16 protein-coding genes, 1 tRNA gene and 1 riboswitch are annotated in these 18708 nt (G+C 59.7%); of the genes, 9 read left to right on the forward strand and 8 right to left on the reverse strand.

All coding sequences use genetic code 11. The features are described 5' to 3' along the window. Window positions 1-8 precede the first annotated feature (8 nt). The 3 genes from NOM67_RS14235 to NOM67_RS14245 all read left to right on the forward strand — a co-directional run bounded on the left by NOM67_RS14235 (window position 9) and on the right by NOM67_RS14245 (window position 3995). Window positions 9-1046, forward strand: a complete 1038-nt coding sequence (locus NOM67_RS14235) for an acyltransferase (protein WP_156853769.1) — start codon at window positions 9-11, stop codon at window positions 1044-1046. Between the two features lie 218 nt (window positions 1047-1264). Further along, window positions 1265-3307 carry a TonB-dependent siderophore receptor gene (locus NOM67_RS14240; RefSeq protein ID WP_255938068.1) on the forward strand — a complete coding sequence of 681 codons (2043 nt, stop codon included), beginning with the start codon at window positions 1265-1267 and terminating at the stop codon, window positions 3305-3307. 64 nt (window positions 3308-3371) lie between these two features. Next, complete coding sequence (locus NOM67_RS14245; RefSeq protein ID WP_255938071.1) at window positions 3372-3995, forward strand: PepSY-associated TM helix domain-containing protein; 624 nt, start codon at window positions 3372-3374, stop codon at window positions 3993-3995. Between the two features lie 202 nt (window positions 3996-4197). Here the strand turns inward: NOM67_RS14245 and NOM67_RS14250 are convergent. After that, a tRNA-Leu gene (locus NOM67_RS14250) sits at window positions 4198-4283 on the reverse strand. A gap of 143 nt (window positions 4284-4426) precedes the next feature. On the opposite strand from NOM67_RS14250, the gene NOM67_RS14255 reads away from it, so the two are divergent. Next, the gene (locus NOM67_RS14255; protein ID WP_255938074.1) at window positions 4427-4960 is read left to right on the forward strand and encodes an RDD family protein; all 534 of its coding nucleotides are present in this window, start codon (window positions 4427-4429) and stop codon (window positions 4958-4960) included. A 61-nt stretch (window positions 4961-5021) separates the two neighbouring features. Here NOM67_RS14255 and lptG read toward each other — a convergent pair whose 3' ends face one another. Both lptG and lptF read right to left on the reverse strand, forming a co-directional pair. After that, window positions 5022-6092: an LPS export ABC transporter permease LptG gene (gene lptG / locus NOM67_RS14260; RefSeq protein ID WP_182926941.1), complete on the reverse strand. Its 1071-nt coding sequence runs from the start codon at window positions 6090-6092 to the stop codon at window positions 5022-5024. 25 nt (window positions 6093-6117) lie between these two features. Continuing rightward, a complete protein-coding gene (gene lptF / locus NOM67_RS14265) occupies window positions 6118-7230 on the reverse strand; it encodes an LPS export ABC transporter permease LptF (RefSeq protein ID WP_041210089.1) in 1113 nt (370 codons plus the stop codon). Window positions 7231-7402: 172 nt separating this feature from the next. Here lptF and pepA point away from each other — a divergent pair, with 172 nt between their 5' ends. From pepA to NOM67_RS14280, 3 genes are all read left to right on the forward strand, one after another. Continuing rightward, window positions 7403-8911, forward strand: a complete 1509-nt coding sequence (gene pepA, locus NOM67_RS14270) for a leucyl aminopeptidase (protein WP_033115499.1) — start codon at window positions 7403-7405, stop codon at window positions 8909-8911. Window positions 8912-9086: 175 nt separating this feature from the next. Then, window positions 9087-9542, forward strand: coding sequence for a DNA polymerase III subunit chi (locus NOM67_RS14275; RefSeq protein ID WP_124241476.1), 456 nt, complete (start codon window positions 9087-9089; stop codon window positions 9540-9542). A 65-nt stretch (window positions 9543-9607) separates the two neighbouring features. After that, window positions 9608-12460, forward strand: coding sequence for a valine--tRNA ligase (locus NOM67_RS14280; RefSeq protein ID WP_139393917.1), 2853 nt, complete (start codon window positions 9608-9610; stop codon window positions 12458-12460). Between the two features lie 67 nt (window positions 12461-12527). On the opposite strand, the gene NOM67_RS14285 is transcribed toward NOM67_RS14280, so the two are convergent. Next, window positions 12528-13514, reverse strand: a complete 987-nt coding sequence (locus tag NOM67_RS14285) for a sodium:calcium antiporter (protein WP_255938084.1) — start codon at window positions 13512-13514, stop codon at window positions 12528-12530. Window positions 13515-13602: 88 nt separating this feature from the next. Further along, window positions 13603-13709, reverse strand: a riboswitch (yybP-ykoY riboswitch). Window positions 13710-13881: 172 nt separating this feature from the next. Here NOM67_RS14285 and NOM67_RS14290 point away from each other — a divergent pair. Continuing rightward, window positions 13882-14469, forward strand: coding sequence for a superinfection exclusion B family protein (locus NOM67_RS14290; RefSeq protein WP_041210085.1), 588 nt, complete (start codon window positions 13882-13884; stop codon window positions 14467-14469). Between the two features lie 90 nt (window positions 14470-14559). Here NOM67_RS14290 and NOM67_RS14295 read toward each other — a convergent pair whose 3' ends face one another. The 4 genes from NOM67_RS14295 to NOM67_RS14310 form a co-directional block, all read right to left on the reverse strand. After that, window positions 14560-15420, reverse strand: a complete 861-nt coding sequence (locus NOM67_RS14295) for a GyrI-like domain-containing protein (RefSeq protein ID WP_255938087.1) — start codon at window positions 15418-15420, stop codon at window positions 14560-14562. Window positions 15421-15424: 4 nt separating this feature from the next. Further along, on the reverse strand, window positions 15425-15922 hold the full coding sequence (locus NOM67_RS14300) for a GNAT family N-acetyltransferase (protein WP_255938090.1): 498 nt from the start codon (window positions 15920-15922) through the stop codon (window positions 15425-15427). 105 nt (window positions 15923-16027) lie between these two features. Further along, on the reverse strand, window positions 16028-16543 hold the full coding sequence (locus tag NOM67_RS14305; RefSeq protein ID WP_255938093.1) for a GrpB family protein: 516 nt from the start codon (window positions 16541-16543) through the stop codon (window positions 16028-16030). A gap of 309 nt (window positions 16544-16852) precedes the next feature. Next, the gene (locus NOM67_RS14310) at window positions 16853-17170 is read right to left on the reverse strand and encodes a DUF1496 domain-containing protein (protein WP_052448098.1); all 318 of its coding nucleotides are present in this window, start codon (window positions 17168-17170) and stop codon (window positions 16853-16855) included. A gap of 223 nt (window positions 17171-17393) precedes the next feature. Between NOM67_RS14310 and NOM67_RS14315 the strand changes: the two genes are divergently transcribed. Next, window positions 17394-18650: a hypothetical protein gene (locus NOM67_RS14315; protein WP_255938099.1), complete on the forward strand. Its 1257-nt coding sequence runs from the start codon at window positions 17394-17396 to the stop codon at window positions 18648-18650. Window positions 18651-18708: the final 58 nt, after the last annotated feature.

Genomic DNA, 18708 nt, shown 5'->3' on the forward strand with positions numbered 1-18708 from the left:
CCAGCAATATGCGCATATCCAGTATCGAGTGTGGGCGGGTAATCGCCATATTGGCCGTGATGACCATTCACGTATCCCCTTTCGCTCACCCCTTCGACCCCACGCTGTGGGGTAGCGAGAGCTACCTCTGGCTCAGCGGCATCATCAACCAGCTCTGCCGCTTTGCCGTACCGCTGTTTTTCCTCTGTGCCGGCTACTTTCTGCAACCCAAGCTGAGTGCTGGAGCACCGATGAGCGTGGCATGGCGTTACTGCCGCCCCCTGCTCCAGCTCTGGCTGGTCTGGAGCCTCGTCTACCTGCTGGTGCCCTTCAATCCGCTGAATGCCATCGAACAGGGTTATCTGAACTCCCTCAACGCACAGTGGCAGTTCCAGCTCGGAGATTCGGTCAATCGCTGGCTGGTCGGCGGCATGATCCACCTCTGGTTTCTGCCGGCACTGATCCTGGCGGTCACCCTGCTGGCGTTTTGTCAGTGGCTTGGCAAGCCGGGATTCGCACTCATGCTGGGTGCCGGGCTCTACCTGTTGGCACTGCTCGGTGGTTCCTATGCCAAGCCATTGCTGGGAGAGGAGTGGCTATTGCTCACCCGTAACGGCCCCTTCTTCTCCCTGCTGTTTGTGGCAATGGGGGCCCGCTTGCGCCAGCAGCAGTGGCAACCGTCGGCCCGCAGCGGATGGTGGCTACTGCTGGGTGGACTCGCGCTCTATGGGCTGGAAGCCTGCGTTCTGCGCACCTTTGCCGGTATCCCGCTGACTCGCCACGATTTTCTGCTCGGTTCCGTGCCCTGGGCCGTCGGCCTCTTTGGCCTGTTGCTGGCCCATCCTGACTGGGGAAAGGGAAGCTGGCTCGCCCGCCAATCCCCCAAGGTGCTGGGCCTTTACTGTCTGCACATGATGCTGGTGGTCTGGCTCTTCACCTTTGGCCCGCAGGGCGCTTCCATTTTATGGGAGTTGGTCAAGGTGCCACTGCTGCTGGGTGCCTCACTGCTTGCTTATCGCCTGCTGGCTACCTTGCCTGCGACCCGCTGGTTGCTGCGTACCCAATAATTTCGTTCTCCGGCCCGCACCTTGCGGGCCAGTCTCCTCGCACAACTCGCCACCCCATCGCCCGCGCTTATCTCCCTCTACACACTTCCATTTTCACCTTGCTATACAAATGAAAATCAATATCATTGGCATCCCGATTTTTTTCGGGGCAGATACTAATTACAATTAAACCAACAAGTTCAGGCCATCAGGCCGCACCTTCAAGAGTCAAATTGAATATGCAGCACCCTCACTTTCGCAGAACCCTCATCTCGCTGGCACTGTTCGGTACAGCCCTTCATGCCCAGGCTGCCGATGAAACCATGACGGTCGTCGGCAAGCGCAGCCAGCACGAGGAGGTCGCGACAGCGACCCGCACCAGCACGCCGGCAAAACTGGTGCCGCAAGCCATCGACAGCGTCAAGGCAAGCGAGCTGACTGCCTTCGGCCAACCCACCCTGAGCGAAGCGCTGGCTGGCATTCCCGGGGTCAACGCCAGCGGTGATACCCGCTTCGACGGGGTCAATATCCGCGGCTTCAGCGCCAGCAACGACTTCTATCTCGACGGATTTCGCGATGACATGCAGTACACCCGCGATCTCGGCAATATCGAGCGGGTCGAGGTATTGAAAGGGCCGGCAGCCGTACTCTACGGCCGTGGCAGCACGGGCGGCATAGTGAACCGAGTCAGCAAGACACCGCAAAAGGAACAAGCCTCCAGCGTCACAGCTCGGGTCGGCAGTTTCGACACTCAGCGGCTGGCCGCAGACCTCAACGGCGAAGCGAGCGAGCAGCTGCGACTGCGCCTCAACATGGCGCAGGAGGACAAAGAGAGTTTCCGCAACGGAGTAACCGGCAAGCGCACCCTGCTGGCACCGTCAGCCAACTGGGAGATCAGCGACAGCCTCAACTGGCTGGTGCAGTTCGAGCGCAACGAGCACAACCGTATGCCGGATCGCGGTATTCCCGGCGTCAATGGCCGACCGGCAGATGTGCCACGAGAGTATGTTTACAGCGACACCAGCCGCGACTTCATCGACGATGTGGCGCAGTCGACCCGCTCCCGCCTCTCCTGGGATATCAACGATCAGTGGCAACTGCGCCAGCAGCTCGCTTACACCACCCTCGACAGCCAGTTCGACAACACCTATGTCACCAGCGTGAAAGGGGACAAGGTGACCCGCTCTCGCTGGCAGCAGGATTTGAAGGCCAAAAACCTGATCAGCAACACCGAGGTAGAAGGTCAGCTGCAAAGCGGCCCCGTCGAGCATCGTCTGCTCATCGGTTTGGAACAGGATTGGCAGGCACGCACGCCCAAGCTCTATCAGAATGCCGCCCCCATTGCGCCCGGCAACCTCTATGACCCGGGCTCGCTGCCCAGCTACAACGGCCCGATGAAGCTCTCCAGCGATGCCAACCACAAGGTGCGTGGCAACGGCATCTATCTGCAGGATCAGCTCAGCCTGGGCGACTGGCATCTGGTGGGTGGGCTGCGTCGCGATGACTTCACCGTCACCAGCCGCCGCAACGACCTCAACAAGGAGGAGACCCTTTCGGTCACCAGCCTGAGTCCGCGCCTAGGCCTGGTATGGAATCCTCTTGAGGAGCATGCGTTCTACGCCTCCTACAGCAAGACCTTTACCCCGGTGGGCGGCGAGCTGATCGGGTTCACTCCGGGAGATCCCAACAACCATCTGGAACCGCAGCACACCCGCCTCTACGAAGGAGGTGTGAAGAGTGACTGGCTGAATGGCCGGCTGGCGACCACTCTCTCTGTCTACCGGCTGGAGATGTACAACAAGCGCAGCAAGGATCCGCTGGATCCCACCAAGGTGATCCTGACCGGATTGCAGCGTACCGACGGGGTCGAGCTGAGCGCCCGCGCCCAGCTGACCGACGAGCTCTATCTGCGTGGCGGTATCGCCATTCAGGATGCCGAGCAGGTCAAGGCGGATGCCGATCTGCAGGGCAAACGGCCAATGAACGTCTCTCGCCAGAATGGCCAGCTGTTTGCCGGTTACCAGAGCGGCAAACAGGGCTGGTTTGGCGAGGCGGGGATGACCGCGGTGGGCGATCGCTTTGCCGACAACGCCAACACCACAGTGTTGCCCGGCTACGCCCGCTTCGATGCCCGTGCCGGTTACCGCTGGCAGCAGTGGGAAGCCGAGCTGAGCGCGGAGAACCTGACCGACCATGAGTATTTCGTCAGCGCCACCGGCGCCACCCAGATCATGCCGGGAACGCCCCGTCAGCTGATGCTGACCGGCAGCTACCGCTTCTGAACCTTGTAACCGACCATCCTCACTGGCCAGCCCTTGCTGGCCAGTTTTTTATGAAACACAGATAATGAAACGCAGAAGAATTCCCCTTCACAACAACAAATGGGTGCGCCGCCTCCATGCCTGGGCCGGATTTTTCACCCTTACCCTGATGCTGCTCTATGGCATTACCGGGCTCTGGTTGCAGCACAGGGCCGTATTGCCGCTACCCGGCCCCCATACCGTCAAGTCGAGCGAAGAGATAACGCTGGCCGTACCGCTGGCCAGCCCCGATGAGCTGAAGAGTCTGCTGCAGCAACGCTACGCGGACGGATTCGAGGATGGCCGCGCCATGATCACCCCGGCCCAGCGACTGCCGACACCATCCGGTGAACTCACCCTGCCCGCCCGCTGGGAGATGCGTGGCGTCACCCTCACCCACAGCGTGGCCGCCAGCTATGTGGAAGGCACCCTGCTGGTACGCACCGACTTGCAGCAGGCGAACTTTGCCGCCAGCCTCAACCGGCTGCATCGCGGCATGGGAACTGGCCTTGGTTGGCAACTGTTTGGCGATCTCGCCGCGCTGGCACTGCTGTTGCTCGCCCTCACCAGCCTCTTTATGTGGACCAAGCTGCACGGCTCACCCAAAGCCGTCGCCCTGATGCTCTTTGGCGGTGCTTTTGGCACCTTGCTATTTGCCCTGTGGGGATAAATATCTTTGCCAGAGCAAGTTATTACACTCGAACGGGCGGAATACTGGCAGAAAAAGAAGCCTTCTGGCGGCAAGAAAAGAGAGGGATAAGCGGGCGATTTAAAAGAGGAAAAAGCCGCTCCAGCCATGCAGAGCGCCAAGAAATAAAAAGCGGAAAAAACAAAAGGCCATCATTGTTGATGGCCTTTTGTCATGAATTTGATGGTGCCCGGGGTCGGACTCGAACCGACACGGTTATTCACCGGCGGATTTTGAATCCGCTGCGTCTACCGATTTCGCCACCCGGGCAACTGCGAGGGATTATACGAATGGCGCGAGGCCATGCAAGGTGTTTTTCGATTGAACACTCCTGTTTGTTCATTTATTCAACGCCTTGCCGACACCGGATCAGTTACATAGAATGCCGCCATCCTTTTAATGGAATAAAAACGATGGCCAAGCATAAAAAAGTCCAACAAACCCCCTCCAAGCCTGTGGCATTCCAGTACCCGTCAGCAGGTCTGCTGCGTCGGCTGGGAGCCCTCATCTACGACTATCTGGTCGTCACTTCGCTGCTCGTCATTGCCGGTTTTATCGGCATGGGCGTCGCCAAACTGCTGCTGGTCACCGGCATGGCCAGCGTACCGGCGGGTGAAGATACCGTCTGGTTGCTGACCCGCCATCCCCTGAGCCTGATCTATACCCTGTGGCTCGCCTTTGTCATCTGCGGTTTCTACACCTGGTTCTGGACTCGCGCCGGTCAAACGATCGGCATGCGGGCCTGGCGGCTGCGCATCCAGAACGAAGATGGCAGCAATATCCGCATCACTCAGGCGCTGATCCGGCTCGCCACTGCCGCCTTCGGCCTTGGCAATCTGATGTGTCTCTTCAACCGTAAGGCACCGCGCGCGTTTCAGGATATCTGGGCAGAGTGCCAGGTCGTGGTATTGAGCAAACAGGAAAATCTGGAACTGCTGAACAAGTAAGCCTTGCTCGACAGGAACGAAAAAGGGCACCGAAAGGTGCCCTTTTTACATTCCAGAACCGCTACTGTTTGCGGCCGAGGATATAAAGCGATATGCCGCCAAAAAGCAGACTGGGGGCTATCGCCGCCAGGATCGGAGGAACCGAGTAGACCAGCGTAACGGGGCCAAATACCCGATCACTCACGTAGACGGCAAAGCCGGTCATGATCCCCATCAGCATCCGCGCCCCCATGCTCACCGAGCGCAGCGGGCCAAAGATAAACGAGGAGGCCAGCAGGATCATGGCCACCACCGAGAGGGGGGCCAGCAACTTGCGCCACATCTCCAGCTTGTAGCGGCCGGCATCCTGCTTGTTGGCGTCCAGATAGCCGATGTAGTCGCGTAGGCCGGAGATCGAGAGGTTCTCCGGATCGATACTCACCACCCCAAGCTGTTTGGGCGTCAGTTCGGAGCTCCACTCCATCTGGGCATGCTGTTCGCTCTGCACCCGGGTCGGATCATCAAAGCGGGTGACCTGTACCTGCTTGAGCAGCCAGTGGTGCTGTTCAAACGTCCCCTCCTGCGCCTGAACCACATCGATCATCTTGCGCTCGGGGGTAAAGCGGTAGAGGGTGATACCGGTCAGCGCGCCATCGTTGCGCACCCCGTTGATATTGACGAAGTTGTTGCCATCGCGAGCCCACACCCCGTAGGCGGAGACGGTCAACCGCCCTTCGGAGATGGCGCCGGCACGAATATCATCCGCCATTCGCTTGGCAACGGGGGCCACATACTCCCCCATCAGCAACACCAGGATCATCAGCGGGATCGCCGTCTTGAGCGCGGCCATCACGATACTGATCTTGGAGCGACCCGCCGCCTGCATCACCACCAGCTCGGAGCTGGTCGCCAGTTGACCCAGACCGATCAGGCCACCCAGAAGGGCCGCCAGCGGGAAGAAGAGTACCGCCTCTTTCGGCATCGAAAGCAGCACATAGTAGAGGGCATTGACCATGTCGTAGTTGCCCTCACCGACCGAGCGCAGCTGCTCCACGTACTTGATCAGACCCGCAAGGCCAACCAGCGTGATCTCACACAGCAGGATCGACATAAAGATGACCCGGCCGATATATCTGTCGAGAATGCCAAACATCAGCAGAAGTTCCTATGTTGCAGCATCATGCTGATTTTCTGTTGAAATAACGCCCTTTCACCCCATTCCACCAGCTGGTGCCCTGCAGGTTGAGGGGCAAACCGATAAAAAGCAGGTAACCGAGCGGAACCAGGAACATCCCCGGCCAGTAGGGCAACCGGCCGCTGTCGATGGCCGAACGGGCGGCACTGAGCAGCAGGAAGTAAGAGAGATAGAGCATGATGGCAGGCAGCAGCTTGGCATAACGGCCCTGACGGGGATTGACCCGCGCCAGCGGCACCACCAGCAGGGTCAGCACCGGAATCGAAAGCGGCAACGAGAGGCGCCACTGCAGCTCCGCCATCATGGAGTTGTCCTGGGTACCGAACAGCTCCATGGTCGGCTTGGCTGCCGCCTTGCGGTTGGAGCGCTCCATCTCCTGCTGGCGAATGATCAGGCCGTACTCGCGAAAATCGGAGACCTGGAACTGCTTGCCGGAGAAGTTACCCTCGTAGCGGGACCCATCGGTCAGGGTCAGCCACTGCAAACCGTTGGCATCCACCGTCACCACCCCTTCGGATGCCACCACCACAGAGGGAGGATTGTTCCCTTCGGGTCGCTGCAGCACGAAGATTTTGTGCAGTTTGGAGCCGTTATCATTCAAATCCTGGATGTAGGCAACCAGACGCCCCTTGTCGAGCTCCATAAAGCGACCCGCCTGCAGGAAGGAGATACCGGGATCAGCCTTGAACTCGTCGATAACCTGATACTCGCGCTCCTTCGCCTGCGGGGCGATCCAGCCGGTATTGAAGGCAGCGACAGCGGCGGTGAGCAGCGCCAGAAACATGGCATTGCGCATCACGAAACGGTGGCTGAAACCAACCGCATGCATCACCGTCATCTCGCTTTCGGCATAGAGGCGCCCGTGAGCAAACAAGATGGCCAAAAACAGGCTGATTGGCAGCATCAACAGCGCCATGTTGGGCAGGTTGAGCAGCAGCAGGGTGGAGACCAGACGTGTCGGTACCTCGCCGTCGGCAGCGTCGCCAATAATCTGGATAAATTGCTGGCTGACAAAGATAAGCAGCAACACGAATAACACTGCCAGCTGGGTTTTCAGGGTTTCCCTGAACAAATATCGGAAAACGATCACAGTCATTCCCAAGTAAACTTGTGTTTTTAGTCGAATGCCTGAAAAATAGGGCCGTATATTGGATTTTTACCAGTTTAAACTGCGGAGCCAGTGGCTGTTCGCTCCGCCTCTGATACCCCAACAAGCACCGCATTATTCAATAAAAGGTGCCTTTTGTCTTTAGGATGTAGGAGATTCCATGGAGTTCAGTGTAAAGAGTGGCAGTCCTGAGAAGCAACGGAGCGCCTGCGTCGTAGTCGGCGTATTTGAGCCTCGTCGCCTCTCTCCGGTTGCCGAACAACTGGACAAGATCAGCGATGGCTATATCAGTTCGCTGCTGCGCCGTGGCGACCTGGAAGGGAAACCAGGTCAGATGCTGCTGTTGCATCAAGTACCGGGCGTGCTCAGCGAGCGCGTACTGCTGGTCGGATGCGGCAAGGAGCGGGAACTCGACGAACGCCAGTACAAGCAGATCATCAACAAGACCATCACCACCCTGAACGAAACCGGCTCCATGGAAGCGGTCTGCTTCCTGACCGAGCTGCACGTCAAGGGTCGGGATACCTATTGGAAGGTGCGTCAGGCGGTAGAAACCACCAAGGCGGGCCTCTACAGCTTTGACCAGTTCAAGACCAACAAGGCCGAGCCACGTCGCCCGCTGCGCAAGCTGGTATTCAACGTGCCGACGCGTCGGGAACTGACCATTGGTGAAAAAGCCATCGCTCACGGCTTGGCCGTGGCCAAAGGTGTGCGGGTCTGCCGCGACGTGGCGAACATGCCGCCCAACGTCTGCAATCCGGCCTATCTCGCCTCTCAGGCCCGTCGTCTGGCCGATGCCTACGACAACATCACCACCAAGGTGGTGGGTGAGCAGGAGATGGCCGAGCTCGGCATGAACTCCTATCTGGCAGTGGCTCGCGGCTCCGACAACGAAGCCATGATGGCCATCATCGAATACAAGGGTCATCCGGATGCCAAGCCCATCGTGCTGGTCGGCAAGGGTCTGACCTTTGATTCCGGCGGCATCTCCATCAAGCCGGCCGACGGCATGGACGAGATGAAGTACGACATGGGTGGCGCCGCCTCCGTGCTCGGTACCATGCATGCGCTGGCACTGTTGCAATTGCCGATCAACGTGGTTGGCGTGCTGGCAGGTTGCGAGAACATGCCGGGTGGCAACGCCTATCGCCCGGGTGACATTCTCACCTCCATGTCCGGCCAGACCATCGAAGTGCTCAACACCGATGCGGAAGGTCGTCTGGTGCTGTGCGATGCGCTGACCTATGTGGACCGCTTCGAGCCGGATACCGTGATCGACGTGGCGACCCTGACCGGAGCCTGCGTCATCGCGTTGGGTCACCACACCTCGGGTCTGCTGGCCAACCACAACCCGCTGGCCCACGAGCTGCTCAACGCCTCCGAGCAGGCGGGTGATCGCGCCTGGCGTCTGCCGCTGTTCGACGAGTATCAGGAGCAGATCGACAGCCCGTTCGCCGACATGGCCAACATCGGCGGTCGTCCGGCCGGAACCATTACTGCGGCCGCCTTCCTGTCACGCTTCACCAAGAAGTACAACTGGGCCCACCTGGATATCGCCGGGACCGCCTGGAAGAGTGGCAAGGATAAAGGCTCCACCGGTCGTCCGGTGCCCCTGCTGACCCAGTTCCTGCTGAACCGGGCTGGCGTGGATATCGAAGAGAAAGAGTAACTCTCCCACCCTGTCGGATGCGTGCATCAACGGGGTTGGCGTTACCCTGAATCACAAGGAAGAGGCCCGCCTCTTCCTTGTTTCATTCTTGAATCAGTGAGTTGCGAGCGGAGAAACACCCCGCGAGCCTCATGAGGCGGTCAATAGTCCGTCACTGCAACACGGGATCAACCTGATGAGCCAAGTGACCTTTTACCTGATGAGCGAACAGGATGACACGCAGGCGTCGGCCATCGAACGGCTCGCCTGCCAGCTCGTAGCCGATAGCTGGGGTGCGGGCCATATCTACCTGTTCTGCGACGACGAAGCGCAGGCTCTGCGCCTCGACGAGCTGCTGTGGCAGCTGCCGCCGGAGCGCTTCGTGCCGCACCAGCTGCAGGGCGAAAGCGGTCAGGCACCGGTGGAGATCGGCCACCAGCCGCCACGGCGGCGCTACGCCCGCCTCATCAATCTGGCCAAACAGACACCTTTGTTTGCAGGACACTTCGCTCAAGTGGTAGATTTTGTCCCCACTGACGAAACACAAAAGCAGCAAGCCCGCGAGCGCTACAAGCACTATCGCCAGGCAGGCCATGCCCTCGAGATGAGGGATCAGCCCGTCCTTGCCGCACCGGATCCGGCGCAGCCCTGACTGCGCCGCCTGTGATCCACGACGAATCAACACCAGAATCCATCCATCCAGATTACGGCGAGACCATGGAAAAGACTTTTAATCACAACGCCATCGAACAGGCGCTCTACCAGCACTGGGAAGCTCAGGGCTACTTCAAGCCCCACGGCGACACCAGCAAAGACTCCTTCTGCATCATGATCCCGCCGCCGAACGTCACCGGCAGCCTGCACATGGGTCACGCCTTCCAGCAAACCCTGATGGATACCCTGATCCGCTACAACCGCATGCAGGGCAAGAACACCCTGTGGCAGGCAGGTACCGACCACGCCGGTATCGCTACCCAGATGGTGGTTGAGCGCAAGATCGCTGCAGAAGAGGGCAAAACTCGCCACGATTACGGCCGTGATGCCTTCATCGACAAGATTTGGCAGTGGAAGGAAGAGTCCGGCGGTACCATCACCCGCCAGATGCGTCGTCTGGGCGACTCCGTGGATTGGGAGCGCGAGCGCTTTACCATGGATGAGGGTCTCTCCGCTGCCGTGCAGGAAGTGTTTGTCCGTCTTTACGAAGATGGCCTGATGTACCGCGGCAAGCGTCTGGTGAACTGGGATCCGAAACTCAACACCGCCATCTCCGATCTGGAAGTGGAGAACCGTGAGATCAAGGGCCACATGTGGCACCTGCGCTATCCGCTTGCCAACGGCGCCAAGACCGCCGAAGGCAAAGATTACCTGATCGTCGCCACCACTCGTCCGGAGACCATGCTGGGCGATACCGCCGTGGCCGTGAACCCGGAAGACCCGCGCTACAAGGCGCTGATCGGCCAGCACATCCTGCTGCCGCTGGTGAACCGTCTGATCCCCATCGTTGCCGACGAACACGCCGACATGGAGAAGGGCACCGGTTGCGTGAAGATCACCCCGGCCCACGACTTCAACGATAACGAAGTGGGCAAGCGCCACAGCCTGCCGATGATCAACATCTTCACTCTGGATGCCCACGTGCGTGCCGAGGCCGAAGTGGTCGATACCAACGGCAACCCGAGCACTGCCTACGACGCCGCCCTGCCGGCCGAGTTCGCCGGTCTGGAGCGCTTCGCCGCCCGTAAGGCGATTCTGGCCAAGCTGGAAGAGCTGGGTCTGCTGGACGAGATCAAGGATCACGTGCTGCAACAGCCTTACGGCGATCGCGGTGGCGTGCCCATCGAGCCGATGCTGACCGACCAGTGGTACGTGCGCGTGGCACCGATGGCCAAGACCGCCATCGAGGCGGTGGAAGATGGCCGCATCCAGTTCGTGCCGAAGCAGTACGAAAACATGTACTTCTCCTGGATGCGCGACATTCAGGACTGGTGCGTCTCCCGTCAGCTGTGGTGGGGTCACCGCATCCCGGCATGGTATGACGATGCCGGCAACGTCTACGTTGGTCGCAGCGAAGATGAAGTGCGCGCCAAGCACAGCATCCCGTCCGTAACCACCCTGCGTCAGGACGAAGACGTGCTCGACACCTGGTTCAGCTCCGCCCTGTGGACCTTCTCCACTCTGGGCTGGCCGAACAATACCGAGGCACTCAAGACCTTCCACCCGACCGACGTGCTGATGAGCGGCTTCGATATCATCTTCTTCTGGATTGCCCGGATGATCATGATGACCATGCACTTCATCAAGGACGAAAACGGCCAGCCGCAAGTCCCGTTCAAGACCGTCTACATCACTGGCCTTATCCGTGACGAAGAGGGCCAGAAGATGTCCAAGTCCAAGGGCAACGTGCTGGACCCGCTCGACATGATCGACGGCATCTCGCTGGAAGATCTGCTGGAGAAGCGCACCGGCAACATGATGCAACCGCAGATGGCCGAAAAGATCGCCAAGCGCACCGCCAAGCAGTTCCCGGAAGGGATCGATGCCCACGGTACCGACGCCCTGCGCTTCACCCTGGCGGCGCTGGCCTCTACCGGTCGTGACATCAACTGGGACATGAAGCGCCTGGACGGCTACAACAACTTCTGCAACAAGCTGTGGAACGCCTCCCGCTATGTGCTGATGAACACAGAAGATCAGGACTGCGGTTTTGCCGGTGGCGAAATGCAGTTCAGTCTGGCGGATCGCTGGATCCAGTCCCAGCTGCAAGTGGCCATCCGTGACTTCCGTACCGCCCTCGATACCTACCGCTTCGACATCGCGGCTGGCGTGCTGTACGAATTTATCTGGAACCAGTTCTGTGACTGGTATCTGGAGCTGACCAAGCCGGTGCTGACCAAGGGTTCCGAGGCCGAGCAGCGCGCTGCCCGCCATACCTTGGTGACCGTGCTGGAAACCCTGCTGCGTCTGGCGCACCCGATCATCCCGTTCATCACCGAGACCATCTGGAAATCGGTCGCTCCGCTGGCTGGCGTACACGCCGACACCATCATGATTCAGGCCTTCCCTGAGTTCGACGCCGCCAAGGTGGACGAAGCCGCGATGGCGGATCAGGAATGGGTGAAGGAGTTCATCGTCAGCATCCGCAACATCCGCGCCGAGATGAACGTGGCGCCGAGCGTGCCGCTCAACGTACTGCTCCAGTGCGATGCCAAGGATGCCCAGCGCGCCGCTGACAACGAGGCCTTCCTCAAGTCGCTGGCCCGTCTGGAGTCCATCCGCGTACTGGCGGACGGTGAAACCGCTCCGCTGTCAGTGAAGAAGCTGATCGGTGCTACCGAACTGATGATCCCGATGGCCGGTCTCATCGACAAGGATGCCGAACTGGCCCGTCTGGCCAAAGAAGTTGCCCGTCTGGTGGGCGAGTGCGGCCGTATCGAAGGCAAACTCGGCAACGAAGCCTTCGTCGCCAAGGCGCCGGAAGCGGTCATCGCCAAAGAGCGCGAGAAGCTGGAAGATTACCGTCTCCAGCTGACCAAGCTGGAAGCCCAGCAGGCCGAGATCGCCGCGCTGTAAGCACCGCCCCAACCGATACAACAAAGCCCCCTGCCAAGGGGGCTTTTTCATATCCGCGCTTCCCGCTTCAGCTCACCAGCAACCAGCCGCAAAAACCGAGATAGAGCAGACCGACCAGCGCCAACCGCCCGGCGGTCATGGTTCCCTTTCTGAACCCCCACCAGAGCAACCCGACCGCCAACAGCGTCACCAGCGAGGAGGCCATCATTGCGCCATCCAGCAACCAGGGGGTAAAGAGCAAGCAGAACGCCTTGGGGATAGTGCCCTGGATCATCATGGCCCCGGAGATATTGGCCAGCGCCAACCGGTTCTTGCCCTGCCGCACCCAGATCAGCACGTTCATCAGCTCCGGCATCTCGGTCGCCACCGGACTCAACAGCAGAGCCGCCAGCACCGGCGAGAGGCCAAAAAGCTCGCCCATGCTCTCCAGCTGATGGACAAACAGCTGGGCAGCCAGCGCTACCACCACCAACGCAGCCAGCGTCTGCAGCAACACCTTGCCAAGGGGCGGGATCCCGGCATTTGGAGCCAGCTTGAGGGGCTCCGGCAATTCGACTTCGTGGCTGTCAGCCTGCTTCAGCTCGCGCCTTACATAGACGAGGTAGACCAGCAGGAAGAGCGGGGCCAGCCAGCTCTTGCCGGTGAAAGCGACCAGCCCCAGCGCGGTCGCCACCAGAAAGATCCCCATAAACCAGCGCTGATCCCGGCCAATCTCGCGCTGCACCTCGCCATCGATGGCGCGCTCGGTACGCCCCATGCAAAGCACCAGGGTGAGGCCAACCGCCGCATAGCCGATGGTCGCCAGCACCAGTGGCCCGCCAAGGGCGGCACCAATGCCGATCTCCTGCTGGGCGGTCGTGTTGCCCATCAGCAAAGCGGTCAGGGTGACGATGCACTCGGGCAGCGCCGTACCCAGTGCCGCCAGCAGGGAGCCGGTGGCGCTTTGGGATAGTTTGAAGTGGTGGCCAGTCCACTCGATGCCGTTGACGAAGTATTCGCAGGCAAGGTAGATGGTGACCGCAGAGGCGAGAAATAACAGCAGGGTAATCAACATAATAGATACCGCCAGGCGAGCAGAATAACCGATGGACCCGACATGGCTCGCCCGGCTGGCGTGCATATCGAGGCCAAAGGTCTTGCAGAGCGATAGTGCCTATCGCCGCCCATGCCATGGATACGAGGATCCAAGAGTGTTGACATGGGCCCGGCCCGGAATACGGGCGGGTTGCTACTCCCCAATGACTGAGGGGACGTTTTACCAACTCGACCGCCGCCTCACAAGGCAAATTAATGACAACTCATTCAATAAGTTGTAAGGGAATGTAACCTCGCCAGCCCCTCCTCTCCACCGCTATTGCGCTGTTGGCACACCGATTGCTGTAGGTAGTTCACTATCCACAACAGTTTGGGAAGGATGAACAATGAAACGGTGGATCCAACATTTCTATCAACTGAACCGCCTCAACTGGATGATGGTCTGGTTGTTGCTCTGTTGCAGCATCATTTTGCTGTTTCCGGCCGGACTGATGAAGGGTGCCGTCAGCCAGTGGGCCACGACCCACGCGGCCTGGCTGGGAGTCGGCATGCTGATCGCCATCTCCTACTTCTGCAGTCAGGGCTTCCTGATCGCCTGGGAGTGGGCCTGTGACGAGTGGCAGGCACGCCGCCAGCAGGATCAACTGGCCCAGATGATCAGCTTCCTCGATTTCAACGAGAAGGCAGTGCTGCGCGAGTTCGTACTGCAGCGCAAAAGCGTCATAAACCTGCCGATCACCGAGCCCGCCGTCAAAAACCTGATGGATGCCGGCGTCCTCACTTACGCCTACGGCAAACCGACGCGCGAGAAAGAGGACGAGAACCAGATCCGCGCCCTGATGATCGCCCTGCCCGCCCGACCGCTGCTCACCTACAAGGTGCTGGGGCTGTCACGTGGCAAGATGAGCGACGAGCAGGTGGAGCAGATCATGAATGCCAGACCCAAGTTCGCCCAGAAGAGCCTGCAGCGCTAATCAGCGCCCGCTGATATAAAAAGAGCCGGACACTGTCCGGCTCTCTCGTTTCTGCGCGACGTTCTGTACCATCCCTTCCGTCTTGCTGCGCTACCCCTTTAGGCTGGAGCAAAAGCTGACATCGTCCTGCACAGGATCATCGCTCATGCTGTGATAGAGCTCGAAGCAGGGACCATTGCCAAACTCCAGCCCGGCAGCAACGATGTCGCCGATATGCTCCTGCCAACGAGGGCCATACTGACTGCGGTCGGTAATAAGATAACGGGACTGGGCGTAACAACCGGCGGGAATAAGCTGGATCTCGACCGCTCCCATCCCCACCGTCCCCGCAGGCACCGTCACCCCGATGTCAGTGCGACACTGAGCTGGCGGAGTCACCTCGGGGTTATCGTGATAGATGAAGATCCACTCCCCACCTTCCAGACCGCGGGTGCTGGCCCACTGATGCAGCTGGCTGCAGACGGGGTCATACCCCTCGCCATAGGGGCCGGTGACACGCATATAGGCCAGAGTACGGGCGTCCATCTCGATGATTTTCATGGTATTGCTCCTTGCAGATGAGTGACCCTCAGCATAAGGATTCGGCTTCACAAATGCGTGTCCATCCTTGCTCATCAAGTGTCCATTCTTGCTCTTGTCGCGGCGAAACTCTCCCGGCGTGCAACCATAGTAACGGCGAAATACCTTGGCAAACGCCTGGGAGCTGGCGAGCCCCGCCCCCAACGCAATGGCCGTGACACTGGCATCGGTATAGCAGAGCTGCCAAGCAGCCCGCTGGATGCGCAGACGACGACACATCTCCCCGGGCGTCTCCCCCGCCACAGCCGTAAACACCCGGTGAAAATGGTAGAAAGACAAGCAGGCACTGCTTGCCAGCGTTTCGATGGAGAGATCGGGATTCTGCTCCAGCGCCCGGATCACCGGGCGCAATCTGGCCTGATAATCGACCATATCGTTAGCGACTGGCGCCCCCCACGACTCTGGCCATATAGAACACATCCACATAGCGCCCCTGGCGGAAGGCATAGTCGCGAGCTCGCCCCTCCTCCACAAAGCCGAACTTGCGATAAAGCGCCAGCGCTGCTTCGTTATCGACAAAAACCGTCAGCTCGATCCGGTGCAGGTTGAGCCAGTTATCGGCCAGATCCAGCGCCGCGGCCATCAGGGCAGAGCCAACCCCCTTGCCAGCCCAGTCATCCCGCACTCCCATGCCAATCCCGGCCACATGCTTCCGTCTGGGATTGGGCTCCACATGCAATACTATCTGGCCAACCAGCAGCCCCTCTACCTCGGCAACAAGCGCTACCGCGCCACTCTGTTCCAGCCGCTGTTGCCAAACACTCAGCGCTGGATAGGGCAGTTGCAAGGTGCCCGCCTGAGCATTGGGCATGGCATGAAGATCCCGCAAGGCGGGGGCATCGGCGGGTTCGGCATGACGGATGGTAATCGGCATATGAGGCTCCTTCTCGAAACCCCCATCATGCAATATCCGGCTGATTTGCACATCCCCCCAGCCCACTTATTCGCCGGGCCGTGGCTGAGGTAGGGCACCGGCTTTCTATCGCCTGCTGACCTGCCAGCTCAGCGCTCTCGCCTCGTGCTCTTTCACAAAGTCATTCTTGCCCTCGCAATAGCGCTCGATCCGGTTCTCACACTGCGCTGCAACCGTCTCTTTCAGAGCGGCATACTCCCGGCAGATGGCAGGATGAGCCCTGAGATAATCACGAAAAGCCAGATGACGAACGACATGGGGATCCCCCTGCAAGAAGGCATGGATCTGGTGCGTCCTCTCATCGCCGCCTTTGCGAAAATAGCGACGCCGCGAGATGCCGCACTCTCCCATCGCTTCGTACCCCATGACTTCCAGCAGACCGTTTTGCTGGTCTAGCCGCTCCAGCGAGGAGACCTCCAGCAGGATATCTATGATGGGCTTGGCCGCCAGCCCGCTGACCGAGGTACTGCCGATATGGTGCACTGCGAGCAGACACTCATCCAGCAGGCTGCGCAGTTGGTCTGCTTCTGCCTGGAAGAGGGCTGGCCATTGGGGGCGGTAGGGAACAACTTCGACTTTCACGGCATCTGCTCCTTGGGGATGTGTGGCATCAAGCCATTGGCAATGGGGAAAGCTGGCCGGATTTGACGGCAACACATAACAAAAACGGAGCCAAGGCTCCGTTTTTTCACTTCTGTATCAATCACGGACAGAACGCGCTTCGCGCTCTTGCCGCTCCCTTGCCAACAGGCGTTTGTACCACCAGCTACTGCGACGACGTTGTGCATTGGAAGAGCGACGAGCCATTTCTTAGGTTCCAGCCATGAGAAGAAGGAGCTGCATTATGCGACAGGGATCACGCCCTTGTCTTTAGCTGGATCAAGAAATGGGTCACTGACCAACCGAAATCGTTTTTTGTTGTCGATCATCGCGGGTCGCCGGCAATACGGTCGCCGCCGAACGCCAGACCAGCGGGCCATTGCTCTCCAGATCGTTCTGCGGGCCACACTCCAGCCAGATATCCCCCTGTAGAATTCGGGCGCCCTGCGAGTACTTCTGATCCTGAAACCAGCAAACCCGCTCCGGCAGGGAGCCGAGCGGCAATACCAGCTGGGTACTGCTCCCCTCGCCTGCCACCCTGGTATCGGTAGCTGCATGAACGGGCAACAGCCAGCAGGATGCCAGCAGCCAAAGAACTCGATTTTTCATGGACTCTTCCTTTACTTCGGTGAGCTCAGCCAATAGGGAGCGACCATACCGCGTGTTTACTTTACCGGCAAATGCAAGGCTGACTGGTATTCCGGAACCAATATGGTAGCCTGCCTGCGCCCGCTGACTATCTCTTGTCGTCAGCCGTCAAATTCCGGTGAATTTGTCCGTTCAAGACAAAATATAACCTTATTTATCAAATCGTTATTTGGATATTATCCCAATGCGTATCATGCCGTTGCTCAAGGCGGCCTGCCTGAGCCTGATGTTGTCCGCCTGTGTTGCCCCTCTGCTGATGATGAGCCCCACCAGCCAGTTGATGTGGGCCCTGCTCAAGCCACTGGTCGGCTTCGATCCCAATGAGGCGAACCTGTTCGAACAGCCTCTCGTCAAGGATCGGATGACTGCCATCCTTGGCCCCAATTACGACACCACCATGCAGCTGCTCAAGACTGCCAACAAGCTGCAGCAGGAGGGGCCGCTCTTCTACGTGCTCTCGGAGTATGCCCCCGTACCCGACATCGCCAAACAGGCGGGTATGGTCTGGAACTCGCAGACCAACCAGATGTCCGTGCTGCTGCAAAAAGGGGATGGCACCACCCAGACCTTCGGCGAAAATCTGGCGGGTACTACTCCGGTCTGGCCAACCGCCATGCAGGGCTGGCAGGCTGCAACCACGCCGCTTGCCACCACCGGCAATGCGCTGACGGGTAGCAGTACCAGCTCGAGTGCCGCCGCCCCCTTCTCGCTGGGCAGTGCGATCGGCAACGCCACCCGCAGCGTCACCGGCTCTCTGACCAATAGCGCCACGCAGGCGATCAGCGGCACCACCAGCAAGCTGACCGGACAAGCCACCCAGGCCGCAACCACTGGCGCCACCAGTGCAGCCAAGAGTGCCACGACCACGGTCGTTCCGGCCAAACAGGCTGTCGCCAACACCACCGCAACCGTTCAGGAAACCAAAGCAGCGGTAGCCCAAACCAGTCAGGCTGCGAGCAGTGCAGTCGCTACTGCAGCACCGGCAGCCACTAAAGCCGCTGTCGAGCCCGCCAAGCAGGCGGCCAGCAACGCTGTCGCTACCGCAGTACCGGCAGCCACCAAAGCCGCAGTCGAGCCCGCCAAACAGGCGGTCAGCAGTGCTGTCGCAACCGCAACACCGGCAGCAACCAAAGCCGTCGTCGAACCCGTCAAACAGGCAGTCAGCAACGCAGTCGCGACCGCAACACCGGCAGCAACCAAGGCCGCTGTCGAACCCGCTAAACAGGCCGTCAGCAGTGCAGTGGCTACCGTAGCACCGGCAGCGACCAAGACCGTCGTCGAACCCGTCAAGCAAGCGGTCAGCAGCGCGGCTGCTACCGCCACGCAGCAGGTGAGTGCCGCTGACCATACGGCGGGCGAGAGCGTAGCCGATGCCGCCAAAGAGGCAGAGGCCAAAGCCCGCGCCAAGGCAGAAGCCGAAATGGAAGCCCTGCTCAAGTAATGCCACAGGCCACCGCAAGGTGGCCTGTTACTTTCTGCCATACCGGGTGGCAATATCG

It is taken from the genome of Aeromonas sp. SG16, assembly GCF_024436135.1.
Classification (GTDB): Bacteria; Pseudomonadota; Gammaproteobacteria; order Enterobacterales; family Aeromonadaceae; genus Aeromonas; species Aeromonas jandaei.